The sequence below is a fragment of the Actinacidiphila sp. bgisy160 genome (genome assembly GCF_965342435.1).
Lineage (GTDB): Bacteria > Actinomycetota > Actinomycetes > Streptomycetales > Streptomycetaceae > Actinacidiphila.
On sequence record NZ_CBDRCM010000017.1, the window covers coordinates 60,571 to 75,839 of the forward strand.

At 70.7% G+C, this 15,269-nt stretch carries 14 protein-coding genes and 1 pseudogene; all 15 read left to right on the plus strand.

Annotation, left to right across the window (positions count from 1 at the left end; translation table 11 throughout):
• Positions 1-128 precede the first annotated feature (128 nt).
• The 15 genes and pseudogenes from ACRWNP_RS16335 to ACRWNP_RS16405 all read left to right on the plus strand — a co-directional run bounded on the left by ACRWNP_RS16335 (position 129) and on the right by ACRWNP_RS16405 (position 15,218).
• Positions 129-497 carry a GNAT family N-acetyltransferase gene (locus ACRWNP_RS16335; RefSeq protein WP_431961957.1) on the plus strand — a complete coding sequence of 123 codons (369 nt, stop codon included), beginning with the start codon at positions 129-131 and terminating at the stop codon, positions 495-497.
• Positions 498-887: 390 nt separating this feature from the next.
• Positions 888-1,193: a DUF427 domain-containing protein gene (locus ACRWNP_RS16340; protein WP_431961958.1), complete on the plus strand. Its 306-nt coding sequence runs from the start codon at positions 888-890 to the stop codon at positions 1,191-1,193.
• 364 nt (positions 1,194-1,557) lie between these two features.
• Entirely contained in the window at positions 1,558-2,031 is a 474-nt protein-coding gene (locus tag ACRWNP_RS16345) for a GNAT family N-acetyltransferase (RefSeq protein ID WP_431961959.1), read from the plus strand.
• 684 nt (positions 2,032-2,715) lie between these two features.
• Positions 2,716-3,312, plus strand: a complete 597-nt coding sequence (locus tag ACRWNP_RS16350; protein ID WP_431961960.1) for an MFS transporter — start codon at positions 2,716-2,718, stop codon at positions 3,310-3,312.
• A gap of 143 nt (positions 3,313-3,455) precedes the next feature.
• Positions 3,456-5,420: a SpoIIE family protein phosphatase gene (locus ACRWNP_RS16355; protein WP_431961961.1), complete on the plus strand. Its 1,965-nt coding sequence runs from the start codon at positions 3,456-3,458 to the stop codon at positions 5,418-5,420.
• Between the two features lie 534 nt (positions 5,421-5,954).
• On the plus strand, positions 5,955-6,728 hold the full coding sequence (locus ACRWNP_RS16360; protein ID WP_431961962.1) for an SDR family NAD(P)-dependent oxidoreductase: 774 nt from the start codon (positions 5,955-5,957) through the stop codon (positions 6,726-6,728).
• Positions 6,729-7,012: 284 nt separating this feature from the next.
• A complete protein-coding gene (locus ACRWNP_RS16365; RefSeq protein WP_431961963.1) occupies positions 7,013-7,474 on the plus strand; it encodes a DUF5709 domain-containing protein in 462 nt (153 codons plus the stop codon).
• Between the two features lie 508 nt (positions 7,475-7,982).
• Complete coding sequence (locus ACRWNP_RS16370) at positions 7,983-8,567, plus strand: sigma-70 family RNA polymerase sigma factor (RefSeq protein ID WP_431961964.1); 585 nt, start codon at positions 7,983-7,985, stop codon at positions 8,565-8,567.
• A 454-nt stretch (positions 8,568-9,021) separates the two neighbouring features.
• Positions 9,022-9,939: an NADP-dependent oxidoreductase gene (locus ACRWNP_RS16375; protein WP_431962014.1), complete on the plus strand. Its 918-nt coding sequence runs from the start codon at positions 9,022-9,024 to the stop codon at positions 9,937-9,939.
• A gap of 126 nt (positions 9,940-10,065) precedes the next feature.
• Positions 10,066-10,485, plus strand: a complete 420-nt coding sequence (locus ACRWNP_RS16380) for a hypothetical protein (protein WP_431961965.1) — start codon at positions 10,066-10,068, stop codon at positions 10,483-10,485.
• A 252-nt stretch (positions 10,486-10,737) separates the two neighbouring features.
• Positions 10,738-11,337: a molybdopterin-dependent oxidoreductase gene (locus ACRWNP_RS16385; RefSeq protein ID WP_431961966.1), complete on the plus strand. Its 600-nt coding sequence runs from the start codon at positions 10,738-10,740 to the stop codon at positions 11,335-11,337.
• Positions 11,338-12,298: 961 nt separating this feature from the next.
• A pseudogene (locus tag ACRWNP_RS16390) lies at positions 12,299-12,528 on the plus strand (phosphorothioated DNA-binding restriction endonuclease); the annotation flags it as partial.
• Positions 12,529-12,799: 271 nt separating this feature from the next.
• Positions 12,800-13,078 (plus strand): type II toxin-antitoxin system Phd/YefM family antitoxin, encoded by a 279-nt coding sequence (locus tag ACRWNP_RS16395; RefSeq protein WP_431961967.1) that lies wholly within the window; start codon positions 12,800-12,802, stop codon positions 13,076-13,078.
• Positions 13,071-13,475, plus strand: a complete 405-nt coding sequence (locus ACRWNP_RS16400) for a type II toxin-antitoxin system VapC family toxin (protein ID WP_431961968.1) — start codon at positions 13,071-13,073, stop codon at positions 13,473-13,475. Before ACRWNP_RS16395 ends, ACRWNP_RS16400 begins: the two co-directional genes overlap by 8 nt.
• A 213-nt stretch (positions 13,476-13,688) precedes the next feature.
• Positions 13,689-15,218 carry a TIGR02677 family protein gene (locus ACRWNP_RS16405; RefSeq protein ID WP_431961969.1) on the plus strand — a complete coding sequence of 510 codons (1,530 nt, stop codon included), beginning with the start codon at positions 13,689-13,691 and terminating at the stop codon, positions 15,216-15,218.
• Positions 15,219-15,269 lie beyond the last annotated feature (51 nt).

The window sequence follows — 15,269 nt, forward strand, 5'->3', positions numbered from 1 at the left end:
GGACTATATAGTCCAATGTGCTTCAAGATTACTGGAATATCTGCAGATGACGAAGCGTCGCACTGGACTGTAGGGTCCGAGGCTGTTCTCGGAGGGTCGGCGGGACGAGATGTGGGAGGGGTAAGGCGATGAGCAGCGAAGAGCGGGTGCCGGCAAACGAGCGGCTGATCGACAACGTCGATCAGGGCCGCTTCGAGCTCTGCCGTGACGACGACCTGGCCGGCTGGCTCTACTACACGCACCTGAAGCCCAACCGGTACGCCCTGCGGCACACTGAGGTCGCGTCAGGTCGTCAGCATCAGGGTGTGGGGAGCGCGCTGGTGCGGCGGGTGTTCGACGAGATCCGCGCTCGCGAGGGCACGATCACCGTGATCTGCCCCTTTGTGGTCGACTACCTCGCGCGAACCACGGCCTACGCCGATCTGGTCGACGCCCGCCACCCGGGCTGCACCGATCGTGCTGCGGCCGAGTCGGCGCGGGCGGCGGCCGGTGGCTGAGACCGCCGGCCGCGGTCAGGGGTTTTCTCCGAGGAGTCCGGTCGCGGCCTCACGGCGTGCTGCCGCGAGCTCCGGGTGGCGCAATGCGACGACCCCGGCCGCTGAGCAGAGTGATGCGGCGCGGCCGGCCGGCGCCGATGAGCCCACGTCCCCGATCGCCCGTAGTGTCGAGACACGGGTAAGAAGCCGAGCCCACCCGACGCCGACCTCTGGCCGGATCCGCGAGCGGCTGTGACCGCACCGGCTGGACGCCCGACCGAAGCCGGCGGTCCGAACCGTTGATCGCGAGGTGGAGAGCCACCGCACAGGCAATGCGTTCCTCCGGGCTCACGCGGCCGGGCATCAGGGCGGATACGGCCTCGGCAAAGGGATCGATGAAAGGAAAGACCGATGAAGGCAGTGGTTGGGGAGACCGTCGTGGCCGAGGCCGCGAGCGAGGCGGTCATCAGTATCGAGGGAAGTGTCTACTTCCCGCCGGACTCGGTTGCGGCAGGCGCGCTCAGCGACAGCGGCACCCCCTACACCTGCCCCTGGAAGGGGAAGGCGCAGTATCACGACGTAGTGGTCGGCGAGACGGTGCTCAGGGACGGGGCCTGGTCCTACCCGGCGATCAAGGAGTCGGCGGCGGCCCGTGTCGGTCGGGACTTCAGCGGCTATGTCGCCTTCGACGCACGTCAGGTCAGGGTCGAGAACTGACAGGGCACACCGATCACTGCCGGCAGCGAAGAATGAAGGCCGAACGTGCAACCGGCCCGTGGCCCGGACCTATGCCCGTCATCGGCCAGGACCACCTGTCGGGACCGGCTCGCGCGGTGACCGCGACGGGGCCGCGCGACGTTTGCGGTGGGGGCCTTTTCCGCACGGTCGGCCTGTCGGTCCGGGCCGGACACCGCCGTGATGTTCCTCCGGTCGGCCACCCACAGCACGCGGTCGGTTCCCCGCCGAGGAGAGCCCTCCGGAAAGCGCCCACCTCATCGAGCCCAAGCGCCGGGAGCAGCCGAGGGCCACACCTGATGGGTCCGGTTCCCGCCCATGAGCTCCGTCGACAGGAAGTGTGACCATGATGTTCGATCCCGGTGCCGAGGCGTCCGCCCGTGCGGAGAACAACGCTGCGCTCATCGCTGCTTTGGGTGAGGAAAGTCCTGGCGAGGTGGAGTCGAAGTGGGAGCTCGATGTGCTCGACGACGCGGAGCACGGTCGCTGGATCGCCGCCCTCGGTGACGAGGGGATCGGCGAGCTCTCGTACCGGTTCGTGGGCGGCCGCGTCGTGCTGCTGACGACCTGGGTCGACCCCGCCTACCGCAAGAACCGGGTGGCCACGGAGCTCATCTCGCGCGTGCTGGACGAAATCCGCGAGAGCGGGAAGAAAATCACCATCATCTGCCCGGTGGTGGGTGAGTTCATCGACCGCAATCCCGAGTACGCCGACCTCATCGACAGCGTTCATCCCGGCGCCGGCGCCTACCCCAGGCGCCCACCCGCGGAAGGCGGGCACGGCGGTGAACTCACCGGGATCGAGCGCGACCTGGCGTAGCCCTCCGGCGTTCAGACGCGCATGCCTGTGAACGACGCCCTGAAAGACGCCGGCGAAGCCGACCTGGTGTTCGACGTCATCGGCGGGGACATCGGGAAGCGGCCCGCGGGCGTGATCGGGGGAACGCCGGTGACCATCGCCGGGCGGCCCGAGGCCCGGCCCGCGGACGGCCTGGTGATCGACTTCGTCGCCGTGCCCGATCGCGCCCCACGGGGGAGATCGCCCGGCGGGTCCGGGACGGACGGCTGCGGACACTCATCAGCGACGTCTCGACCCCCGACGACGCCGTCGCCGCCTTCGACCCGCCCGAGCGGATCACCCGAAAGATGATCACCGGCATTCGTCCGTGAGGGCTCGAGGACAGCGGCTGGTCCTGCCCTCATCGACCGGTCCTGCCCTCCGCGCGGATCAACGTCGGATACGTGCCCCGTCGGGCACCTCGCACCGGAACTCGGGTGCGCCGACCTCGCTCAGCCCGGCGTCGGTCCATCGGGCCGAGACACAGCCCGGGTCCCCCGGAAACCAGAAACAAGAGAAAGGCACGGCTCGTGCAAGACGCGGCACCAGTGATCAATCTGGCGCGCCGGGGCAGGAAGCTCCGGCTGGCATTCTCATCCGCGGTGATCTCCCTGGTGGCCGCGTTTGCCGCGTCGGCCGCACCGATCCCCCTGTTCAACGGCCGCGGTGTTCCTGGCCACCTGGGCGACCGGCGCTTTCTACCAGGCCTTCGTGCCCGCGCTGGTCGAAGACCAACTCCACACCCACAGCCCGCTCATCCTCGGACTGGTGTTCGCCGCCTACATGGCCCTCAGCGTTCTCGGCGCTCCCATCGGCGGCCGATTCACATCCGCGGCGGCCCAACGCATCGGCATGATCATCTTCCTGGCCGGATGGACCGGCATCATGACAGCGATCACCATCGGCACACTGCCGTTGTTCATCGCCGCGACCATCGTCGCCGGCGTCGGTCAAGGCATCGCCATCAGTGCCGCCACCCGCGGCCTGCTGCACGACAGCACCCTGGCCGACCAGGCACCGATCTTCAGCGCGATCTACCTCATCTGCTACAGCGGCGCCGCCTTCCCCAGCCTCGTATCCGGCCAGCTCTCGAACGCCCTCCCGCTGCCGCGGATCGCACTCGGATACGGCGGACTCGCCGTCGCGGCCACCCTCTTCACCGTCCTCGCCGCACGCAACCCCACACCGGCACGACCCGAAACACCCGACACGGCCGGTCATCGCGGCGAACCTCACCGTCATCAAGACCTCGCCCGGCCCTGAGCAGGTCACCGCCCGCGCCTGCCGACGGCAACGTCGGTCACCGCGCGCATCGGCGCGACGGACCGGCTGGGCCGGCGTAGGCCCGATACTGTGGTTGAGGGACGAGGTCATATCGCTCGACGATGATGGTCAGGGACCGGGACATGGACGTCTCGGACGAACTCTTCCAGGGGGCCACACCGTCGGCTCTCCTGACTCTGGACGGCGTCATCCGCTCCCTCAACGCGGCGATGGCCATGGCACTGGGCAGGCCGAAGGAACAGTGCGTGGGCCGTGGCTTCGGTGATCTCCTCTCCGAGGATCAGCGCGTCCCGGCCGGGAGCCTGCTGGCACACGGGGCCACGGCGAACAGGCTCGCGATGCGTGTGCTGGAATTTCCGGGCACGAGCACCGCATCGGTGGTCTGCCTCGTCGAGGCGCGGCCGGTGACGGATCCCTCGAGCGGCGAGCGGCTTGTGTGGGTGCATTCGCTGGACGCCAGGCACGACCTCGGTGGGCTGCTGATCCCGTTCCAGCTTGCGGCGAAGGCTGCCGGCCTCGGCCTGTTCATGTGTTCCACCGGTGAGCGCCAGATGGAGTGGCTGGGTGGCGCACCCGCCCTGGCCGCGCTCTTCCCGCAGGAGTCCGTGTCCCTGTCCACGGTGATCAGGCGAGTGCACCCCGATGACCGCAAGGACGTGCGGCGGCTTGTGCGCTCGTCCGCCGCACAGTCCCCGTGGATCAGGTCGCGGTTCCTCGCCGAGCGCCTTGGCTGGCGTGTTCTCGCAGGCCAGGCCCGTCGGATCCAGTTGGGATACGGCGGCCCCGAACGGGTCTTCGGGGTGGTCCGCGACGACACCCACTCCGAGGCGCACCGCCAGGAGATGCTGGCCCAGGTGAGCGTGGAGCGGGAACGCGCCGACGGGATCACCGCGTTCTCCTCCGCCCTGTTCACCGCCGCCACCGAGCAGGAACTGCAGCAGGTCGTCCTGGCCCGGCTCGCCTCCGTCGTCGGAGGTTCCGGCGCGCTCCTCGCCCTCGTCGACGACGGGCGCCTGCGGGTCTCCTCGGATGCCGGGATCCCCACGTGGGAGGCGGACGCTCTGCACGGCCTGTCGCTGGACGAGGACCGGCCCTTGCCGTGCGTGATCCGAACCGGTCAGGCCCAGTTCTTCCGCAACCACGAGGAACTGACGCGCCGTTGGCCGCATGTCGACCGTCTGCCCCTGGCGGGCCCCGACTCCGGCACCAGCCTGTCGATCACCCCCCTCAGCCCGGCGGATGACCGGCCGCTCGGAGCCTGGGTGGTGACGTACGACAGTGAGCACCCCCCGTCCGCGGAGAAGCTCGCCTTCATGACGGCTCTGGCGGATCTGGCAGGCCAGGCGCTGAGGCGCATCAGGTTGCAGCAAGCCCACGTCGAGTTGTCGACGACGCTCCAGCAGAGCATGCTCCCGACGCTGCCGGAGCACCTCCCAGGCCTGGAGATCACCGCCCGCTACCAGCCCAGCCGGGACGGGCTGGACATCGGCGGCGACTGGTACGACGCGTTCTTCCTGCCCGACGGCGCGGTCGCGCTGGAGATCGGCGACGTTCAAGGGCACGACGTGGATGCCGCGGTCTTCATGGGCCAGGTGCGCTCGTCCATGCGCGCGATCGCCGCCCACGAACCCGGGCCGGGGACGGTGCTGACGCGCACCAACGAGTTGCTCGTCGCGATGGACGCGCCGCGCTTCGCGAGCTGCACCATGCTGCACGTCGATCCGCAGGACGGACAGGTCACCGGCGCCAGCGCGGGCCACGTGCCGCTGCTCCACGCACGCGACGACGGCAGCCACACCGTCCGCACACTTCCCGGCGGGCCGGTCCTGGGAATCGTGCCCGGCACCGAGTACCCCGAGGAGACCTTCGGTCTGGAAGAGGGCACCGCGCTGGTCATGGTCACCGACGGTGTCGTCGAAGGGCCGGGCCTGACCCTGGAGGGGGGACTGGAGCGCGTGGGAGCGCTGGCCGGCCGAGCCCTCAAGGAGCGGCTCGGCGCCGAGGCGACCGCAGACCGCATACTCGACGCGGTGGCCGCGGTGGACCACCTCGACGACGTGGCCGTGCTGGTCGTCCGGCGCACATGAGACGCGAGGCGCGTCCCCGGGGCGGCAAACAGCCCCCTGTCCCTCAAGGGCAGCACGCCGGGTGCGTCGCGCCCTCGAGATCTACGCGGCGTGCACACCCCCGGCAGGTGCCCGTCCCTCCCCGCGGGAGCGCGATGTCAAGCCGGGGATCCTCCGCAGCCGAGGCACCGAGGATGGTGTCGAGGCCGGCTTCGCCGACGGCACGCGGCCGTGCCGCAGCCGCGCCCCGCGACCGCGGGCCGTCGGGGCCCGGCCCGGCTGTCGACAGAGGCCGGCGCGGTCTCGGGAGGCCGCAGCCGGGCAGCGGACCGTACAGCGGCTTTACCGCGGCTCCTGTGCGCGGGCCATCTCCGCGCGACAGCACGCGGAGGACCAGAGGCGGCGGGCAGAACGGATCGACGCAGCTCCCGTTCGCCTGACCGCCGGGCCGCTGCGATAGGCGCCGTAGGGGCCTTGTAGAGCTGCTGTAGATCCCGCCGTGGCAGGGTTGATTGCAGGCAAGAAGTGTTCGCTGCTCAGTGGAGAGTGATTCGCATGGCCACGGACTTCGAAAGCAAGAAGCTCGTTGTGATCGGTGGCGCCAGCGGCATGGGCCTCAAGGTCGCCGAGGACGTGATCGCGGCGGGCGGCAGCGCGGTGATCGTCGGCCGCCCGGGCCGGAAACTCGACGACGCCGTCGCAAGCCTGTCGCGCTCCGGCAACGCATGGCCGATCGAGGCCGACCTGGCAGACCGGGACCAGGTCGTCGAGGCGCAGAAGCAACTGGCAGAGGACCACCCCGACGCCACCCTCCTCGTCAACTCGGCGGGGTTCTTCCTGCCCAAGCCCTTCCTCGACTACGAGGTCGCGGACTACGACTCCTACCACGACCTCAACAGGGCGACCTTCTTCCTGACGCAGACCGTCGTCCGGGGCATGGTCGCCGGCGGTCAGGGCGGCGCCATCGTGAACGTGGGCAGCATGTGGGCGCACCAGGCCCTCGCCGTGACACCGTCATCGGCCTATTCGATGGCCAAGGCCGGCCTGCACGCCCTTACGCACAACCTGGCCATCGAGCTCGCCGGCGAGGGCATCCGTGTGAACGCCGTGGCTCCCGCTGTCACCAGGACACCCCTGTTCGAGAAGGTCTTTCCCGCGGACCAGTTGGACGACGCGATGGATCAGCTGAGCGGACTGCACCCGCTGGGCCGGGTCGGCACCCCGCAGGACGTGGCCTCCGCGATCGTCTTCCTCCTTTCGCCGGCCTCGAGCTGGACCACAGGCGCCATCCTCAACGTCGACGGCGGAGTCATGGCAGGCCGCAGCTAGACGTATCCCTCATGCCCCGCCCGGGGCGGCCACCTGACACCCACCCCGGGCGGGGCAGCCAAAAGACCTCGCTCAAGGCTGCCGACGAGACCGCCGCTCGAATGGCGGCGACTCTCGCCGCGACCGATCCCAGGCAGCTCCGAGCCCCGACCTCGCCGCCCGGGTGACCATGCCGGATAGACGCCGCGTCGATACCGGGCCGCTTGAATGGTCTTCTCCCGCCGCGCCGTCACCGAGGCGCCGGCACTGAGCCGTCACGGGGCTCCGACGGCATGGAGGCCGTAATGACTTCACCGGACAATTTCCCGTCCTACGAGGACCTGGCCGACTCCAACCCCTTGCGCTCGCAGGAGGAGTACGACGAGGACGAACTGGGAGAGGACGTCCTGGACCGGGGCTACTCACCCGCCGACAGGCCCCTCGCCGTCAACGACTGGGGCGTCACCGCGCGGGAGGGCGCCTCCCACGAGGACCTCGCGCATCGGCTCAGGCGCGAGGTGCCGGAAGTCAGCGCATCGGACGAGGGCGACGGGCTGGGCGACACGATCGGCACGGACGGAGAGCTCATCGACGACCAGGTCGGCGACGAACGCGCGGGACGCCTCCTCGCCTGGGACACGGACGTTCTCGCCGAGGGATACGACGGCGACGACTACTGGGCGCGGGACGTGGGCATCGACAACGGCGCCGCCTCCGCCGAAGAGGCCGCCGTCCACGTGGTGCCCGACACCCGAGAGGACTCCTGAGCGACCGCCGCGCGTCTCCTACCGCGAGATCGCGGAAACGACGGGGACAACGTGGGCGCCATGATGTCGTGCATGCCCGGGGAGCGGCGGCAGGCCCGGTCGGCTGCCGCCGCCGTACCCGCCCGAGTTGCGCACAGCGTGTCCGCTCGCACCGGCGTGCAGGGCCCCCGCGGCCGCCCCGCTCACCAGCCGCTCTCGACAGCACGGGAAAGCACGCCTCACGCTGCGCGCGGGGCGCTCGCGAAAACACGCCGGAACCCCGTCCCTGAAATCCCGGGGATGCGGACACGGCGAGAGAGAAAACAGCGACTTCGCGTAGACGGCCGGTAGATGGCCACGTGATTGGCTTGTCCGCACAAGAGGACCTGGGGACAGAACCATGCACTGTGCAGACATTGAGAAGACCTGCCGCCCCGCTCCGGACGCGCAGGCCGGAACCGGCGGCAGCGCCCCGGCAGCAGGGCCCGCCGCGAGCCGAGGGCGACTCGACCCCGAGTCCGCCGCCTGGGTGGACGCGCTGGAGGGCGGGCGCGGGCCGCGGTACGAGCAGGCCTGCACGCGGCTTCATGAACTGCTGGTGCGGATCGCCATGGACGAGGTGTTCCGCCGGGGTCCTCGTTACCGAATTGCCGGGCCCGAGCTGAACGATCTCGCCCATCAGGCGGCAGCCGACGCACTGATGAGAATTACGAACAAAATTGAGCAGTTCCGAGGTGATGCCAGGTTCACCACATGGGCATTCCGATTTGTCGTGCTCGAAGTGTCCAACGCGCTGAGCCGCCACTTCCGGCGTGTCTCGAACACCCGGTTCGACTTTGACGAATGGGCGCAAGTGCCCGACCGCTCCGGTACCGATCCGGTCAGCCACTGGCAGGCGCGAGAGCTGGTCGAAGCCGCGCGGGACGCGGTCGAGACGGCACTGACCGCCCGCCAGCGGAAGGTCTTCACCGCCGTCGTCAACGGGGTCCCCCTGGAAAAGCTCGCCAGTGAGCTGGAGACGAACCGCAACGCGCTCTACAAGACGATGTTCGACGCCCGTAGGAAACTGCGGGCTCGGCTGATGGCCGGCGGACATCTCAGCGCTGCGGGCTGACGCGGCGGCGACGACGCCGGCCCGGCAGCGCTGACCGGGGAGCTCGGATCGGGCGTCGCACACATCCCGGGGACCTGGCAGTCGTCCACCCGGGGCGGAAGAGGAAGAGGCCGCCGCCGGGAACACGCCTTCCTCCGAAGGGCGCCGCGGTCGTCTTACCCAGCCCCGAGATGAAGGCGGATCGAGATGAATCCCGATAGGCTCATGAACGAGCGGCATCAGGTATTTCGGACCCGGCAAGACCATGCCGGAGGAAACCCTTCAGCAGTTGCTGCGGTTCCTGCGCTCCACGCCCGTCATCGTTGAAACGGTGCTGTCGGCCGCCGGCTACCCCGGCCCGGAAAGGGTGTACACCACCCCGGTCTCGCGCTGCGAAGTGGACCAGTGTTCACCTACTTTTAAAACCCACCCGGTAACCGAAACCCACCCCACACATTCGAGGAAGAGCAATTCAATGAAAGCCATTGTGGTCACCGACCAGTCCGCGGGCACGGCAGGAATGACGCTGACGGAGCGGCCTGAGCCGCGCGCAGCGATCAACGACGTCATCGTCCGGATCCATGCGTCGGGCTTCGTCCCCACAGAGATGGAGTGGCCGTCCACCTGGGCCGATCGCGCGGGCCGTGACAAGACACCGTCGATCCCCGGCCACGAGCTGGCCGGAGTGGTCACCGCCCTCGGCTACGGCACGACGGGGCTCTCTGTCGGGCAGCGGGTGTTCGGCCTCGCCGACTGGCACCGCGACGGCACCCTCGCGGAGTACGTGGCGATCGAGGCCCGCAACCTCGCACCGCTGCCGGGCGACGTCGACTTCACGGTAGGCGCGTCGCTGCCGATCTCGGGTCTGACCGCGTGGCAGGGCCTGTTCACGCACGGCCGCCTCCAGGCCGGTCAGACCGTCCTCGCCCATGGCGCAGCCGGGGCGGTCGGGACGATGGTGACCCAGCTCGCACGTGAAGCCGGCGCTTACGTCATCGGCACCGGACGCGCCGCCGACCGCGACAAGGCGCTCGACTTCGGCGCGCACGAGTTCGTCGACCTCGAGAACGACACGCTCAAGGACGTCGGCGGCGTCGACCTGGTCTTCGATGTCATCGGTGGCGACGTCCAAAAGCAGTCCGCCGCCCTGATCAGGGCCGGAGGAACACTGGTGTCCGTCGTCGGCCCGGTCGAAGCACGGCCCGCCGACGGCCTGGCCATTGACTTCGTCGTCGAAGCCGATCGCGCCGAACTCGGTGAGATCGTGCAGCGGGTGCGGGACGGACGGCTGCGGACCAACATCGGTGACGTCGCGAGCCTCGATGATGCCGTCGGTGCCCTCAACCCGACCACGCGACGCCTCGGGAAGACCGTCATCCGCGTCCTGCCGTAGGCAGGGGACGTCCACCGGCCGGCCGGTCATGGCCCTGATCCACGCCACGACCGGCGGCCGGCGGCCGGCGCAAGGACCCGAACCGACACCCGCCAGGCACCCGAGCCGGCAGAGGAGTTGATCACCTTGGACGGACAGGAACTGCAGAAGATCGCGCGCGACCACACCGCGGAACTGCCCGGCACCGACCAGGAGCATCGTTGCGTGTCGGCGTACGTCGGCGGCGGCACCCAGCGATGGCCGGCGGTCAACCGGCTTGACGCCGTCCCGCTGTTCCGCACCGCACTCGAGGACGCCGCGCCGGGCACGGTCCTGCACGCGGTGGCCGACGAGGGCGACACCATGAGGTCGCTGGCCGAGGCGATCGGCGGCGTTCTCGGGGTGCCGGTCGAGTCGGCGCCGCCTGAGCGGTTCGGCCTCATCGGCCGCCTGTTCGCCCTCGACATGCCGTCGTCGAGTGCGCTGACCCGGGAACGGTTCGGCTGGGACACGCACCCGAGCCTGATCGATGACCTCGTTGTCGGCGGCTACCCCGCCCTGGGCTGACATCCTCGGCATGCCGCCGGGACCGGACAGGGTGAGTGACTACCGACCTTCCGCGTACACGCGTGGGCGGTCGGCGTGATGCGGTGGAGGTGCCCCGGAGCCAAGGGGAGCCGCCCCGTGCCGCCGGCGCGTCGCGTTCCGGCTCGACGGTCGCCGGTACCGGGCCGGAGGTAAGAAACCGCCTCGTCCGGGCGCTCACCTTCGAAGGGCCCCACAGGGGGCCGCCCCGGACCCATGAGGACGGAGACGAGCATGGCGTTCATCTCGCGCGGCTTCCACGGCAGAAGGCCGTCGGCCGGCACGAAGCTGCCCCCCGGGCAGTACGAGGAGACCCGCTTCCCGGTGTTGTCCGCCGGGCCCACCCCGCGCATCCGTCGGGAGGACTGGAAGCTGTCCGTGACCACGGAAGCCGGGAAGCAGCACGTGTGGGACTGGGCAGGGCTGATGGCACTCCCGGCGGAGTCCCCGACCGTCGACCTGCACTGTGTGACGAAGTGGTCGAAGTTCGGCACCGAATGGCGCGGCGTGTCCCTGGACGTTCTTCTCGCGGACGTGGAGACGGCCGCAGAGCACGTTCTCGTCACCTCGTACGGGGGCTACACCACCAACATCCCCCTCGCCGACCTGGTCGACGGCAAGGCGTGGATCGCCTACGGCTACGGGGGCGGGGACCTGGACCCCGAACACGGCGGCCCCGCTCGGCTGCTGGTCCCGCACCTGTACCTGTGGAAGTCCGCGAAGTGGGTGCGCGAGATCCAGCTGCGGCGAAGCGACGTGCCCGGCTTCTGGGAGAGCGCCGGCTACCACAACTACGGAGACCCATGGCGAGAGCAGCGGTACCGGGGAGACTAGGCGACCGACTCCGGTGACGGGCCGCGAAGGCAACGAGCCACCCCTGCCCGGCCGGCATGTGGACGTGACGCCGGCCGTGGAAGACGGCCGGGCCGCTGCCTCGGCCCCTCCGGACGCCCGGGTCTGGACCTGACGGTCCAGCGCGCGCCCGGCGGGGGAGTACCGCCGTCGCGTGTGTCGCGGAACGCACTCGCGGTCGTGGAGCAGTCCCGGCACAGCCCTGGGTGCTCGGCTCTGTGGGCGCGGTCGCAGACGTCGCAGTTCTGCAGGGGGAGGACGTGCGGGCGTTGGGCACGAGGGGCGGGCAGCGGTGCCGCCTCGACCGGTTTGAGGTGGTGCAGGCGGTAGGCGATCAGCCCGGCCGGCTTGCGCAGGATCGGCCCGGGGAGGTCGGCGCTGAGCGCCGCCGCGATCCTGCCGGGGGCGATCCCGCGTCGCAGCCAGTCGTCCACGGCCGGTGCCAGCCGGGTGACGTCCCGTTCGGAGAGCAGCAGTCGCGGGTCCCTGAGCCGCAGGGCGGCGAGCACGGCGACCGCCTCGGCAGCCGGCGGTGCCGTCGCCGGTGCGGGCCTGGGGACGGGTCGGGAGGCAGGCTGCGGCATGGGCTCGGGTGAGGGCTGGTCTTCTCTTCCTGGGTGGTCAGGCCTCGGCCGGGATCGCTAGTCCCTGCCGGGGCCGTTCGTCTGTATGGGGTTGTTTGCCGCGACCATACCCCCACCTTCCGGCCCCGCGCCGCCAAGTCACCCCTACGGGTGACCGCTTGCCGGTGAGGCCGGGTGGGGCGGGGTTTCCGGTTCTTTCCTCACAGTCCTTGGTAGGTGCCACCCGGACCACCGGAACCTGGCCGTCCGCGCCCCGCCCCGGATCACCGGCCCCCGGACAACAGGGCGCCGGTCGTGCCGCGAGCGGCCGACCTCCAGGTGGGCTTCGTACACTTCGGGCGCCTTGTGAGAGTCCACCCGTGGAATGGACGCAACATGTGCGGGAGTTGCGGCAGTGGTCGCAGAACGGGGAACGGGCGCCGCACAAGCCGCTGCGCTACACCGACGTCGAGCTCGAACTGGCCCAATTACCGGGCGAGTACGGTCCACCTCGCCGCACGAGTCCCGCGTACCCCTTTCACCACCTCGTCAACGACGGTGTCGGGGAGTTGCGGACTCACCTCGGACGGGCAGTCCGGGGACCGGGGTGAGCCCGTCCGCACGCGGGCAGGTCGCCGTCCTGGCCGGTCGTCCGGTTCTCGGCGCGCAGCCTCGCAGCGCGCGGGTCCCCGCCGAGCAGATGGGGTGGCACACCTCGCAGGTCTTCCGGGGTGGGCCGCGCGTGGCCGTGGTGACCTGTGGGCGGTCGCGGCAGCCGCCCGCCGGGCGGACGCCGGTACCCGCCGGTTCCCACGGCCCTGCGCGCGTCGTGACTCCTTCGAGATGTAGCACAGCGAGACACGGCTCGCTACACTGGACGTGTGAAGACCATCACGCAACGTGAGTTCCGCAACAACTCCGCCGCCGTCATGGACGCCGTGGCGAGCGGGGAGACGTTCCACATCACCCGGAACGGCGTCGAGGTCGCAGAGCTCCGTCCCATACGGCGACGGCGTCGTCCGAGCGCCGAGGAGTTGGTTGCGCGGCATCACCGGCTGCCCCGCGTGGACCATGGCGAGATGAGGCGCGAGGCCGAGGAGTTCTTCGGCGGAGCGGACCGCGTGGGCGGCGACGATCCCTGGGAGCGCGAGCGTGGCTGAGCGGCACCCCGCGGGTGTGCTCGACACATGTGCGTACATCGATCTCGCAGTGCTCGATCCGCTGGCCTTGCCGGTGCACCCGGAGCTGACCGCGGTCACGATGGCGGAGTTGCAGCAAGGCGTCGCCATGGCCAAGGATCCCGTAGCCAGGGCTCAGCGCATGGAGATGCTGGGAGCGGCCGTCGCCGACTTCGAGCCGTTGCCCTTCGACGCCGACGCCGCGGCGCGCTACGGGACCCTGGTCGCCCTGGTCCTGGGGGCGGAGCGCGACCCGCGCCCCCGGCGGCTGGACCTCATGATCGCGGCCATCGCCTCGGTTCACGGGCTCCCTCTGTACACGCGCAACGGCGATGACTTCCGGGGGCTGGAGAGCGCTCTCGTGGTGGTCTCGCTCTGACCCGCTCGCCCTGCAGCCACCGGCCGGCGGCGAGACCCGTACTCCGGCCCCGAAACCGGCCCGCGCAGCACACGTGCGGTCCGGCACGGGTCACCGGGTGATCGCTTTCGGTCACGGTCCGGCGTGATCGATGCCCCGGCCCCAGCACCCGTCCCGGTGCGGCAGACTGATGTCCGTCCGCCCGCGCGAACAGACAGGAAGACCGCCCCGCCCGTGAATGACGAGCTCGACGCCCCCGAGACCGCGTCCGAGGGCGCGTTCGGTATCGACGCCTTCACCCTCGACGACCGGCTGCGGCTGTTCCACTTCGCCGCCGCCGAGAAGCGCGGCGAGTACCTGTGGCTGCTGCGCGCCCTGGACCGGGGACGGGCCAACTACCAGGTGCTGCTCCATGCCTCGGAGGCGGCCGGGCTGCTGGAGCGGCTCGCCGCCGAGCACCCCGCCGCGGCGGCCGTCGGCGACGTGCAGCCGCTGCTCGACGCGCTCGCCGAGTGGCGGATCCTGGACCGCTCGCACGACGGGACGCGCGCGGCGAACCTCGCCGAGTACCGCAACCGTCACTACGTCTACCAGTTCACCCAGGCCGGGTACCGGGCCTACCGGGCCGTGGAGGAGGTGCTCGGGGCGCGGCTGGAGGACGCCCAGCTGTCCAGGCTGGTCTTCCCGGACGTCCTGGCCGATCTGCACGCGCTGGCCGAGGCCAACACCGCCGGGGACGCCGAGGAGGTCTACCGCAAGCTCGGCCGCCTGGACTCCGTGCTGAACGAGATGGCGCAGCGCGCCGCGCGCTTCTACCTCATGCTGGGCGACCTGGCGCGCACCAACGACACCCGGCCCGAGGTGTTCCTCGCGCACAAGGACACCCTGCTGGCGCACATGCGGGAGTTCACCGCCGAACTGGGGCGCTACGCCCCGCTGCTGGCCGAGGCCGTCGAGAAGGCCGCGGCCACCGGGGTGGAGCGCATGGTCGAGTACGCGGCCGAGGCCGACGAGCGGCTCTTCCGCAGCCCCGCGGAGCGGCTCGCGGACTGGCGGCACCGGTGGGAGGGCATCGTCCACTGGTTCGCCGAGCGCGAGCACAGCGAGGCCGAGCGGCTCCAGGACGCCACCGTCACCGCCATCCGCTCCGTCCTGGCCCTGCTGCGGCGGGTCACCGAGGCCCGCCGGGGCGGGGTGAGCCGGGAGAGCCAACTGCGCCACCTGGCGCAGTGGTTCACCTCCTGCGGGAGCGACGAGGACGCGCACGCGCTGTTCCAGGCGGTCTTCGGGCTCGGCGCCCCCCGCCACGCCGGAGTGCCGTACGCCGATCCCGAGCAGATCCCCGGCCGCACCTCCTGGTGGGACGCCGAGCCGGTCGAACTCGCCCGCACCCTGGTGCAGTCCGGGCGCACCCCCGCCCTGCACGGCCCGGGCCGCATCGAACGCAACGACGCGGAGCGGGCCCGGCTGCGCGCCGGGCAGCTGAAGGAACAGGCCGAACGCAGGGACGCCGCCGCGTCCCTGGCGTCGGGCGGGGCGTACGGCAGGACACTCGGGGAGGCCGAGACGCGGGCGCTGCTCGGCCTGCTGGACGTGGCGCTGGCCGCCAGGGTGCCCGCCAGCCGCACCGTCCCGGGGGCCGCCGGGTCCGGATCGGCCCACGGGGTACGTCTCACCCTCGTCCCCGCCGAGGGCTCCACCACCGTCGACACCGTACGCGGGCGGCTCCACCTGGACGGGCTGCGCCTGGAGGTCACCGCGTGAGCCGGCGAAGCGAGGCGAGGACGGACGGGACGGACGGATGCGCGCCGACGG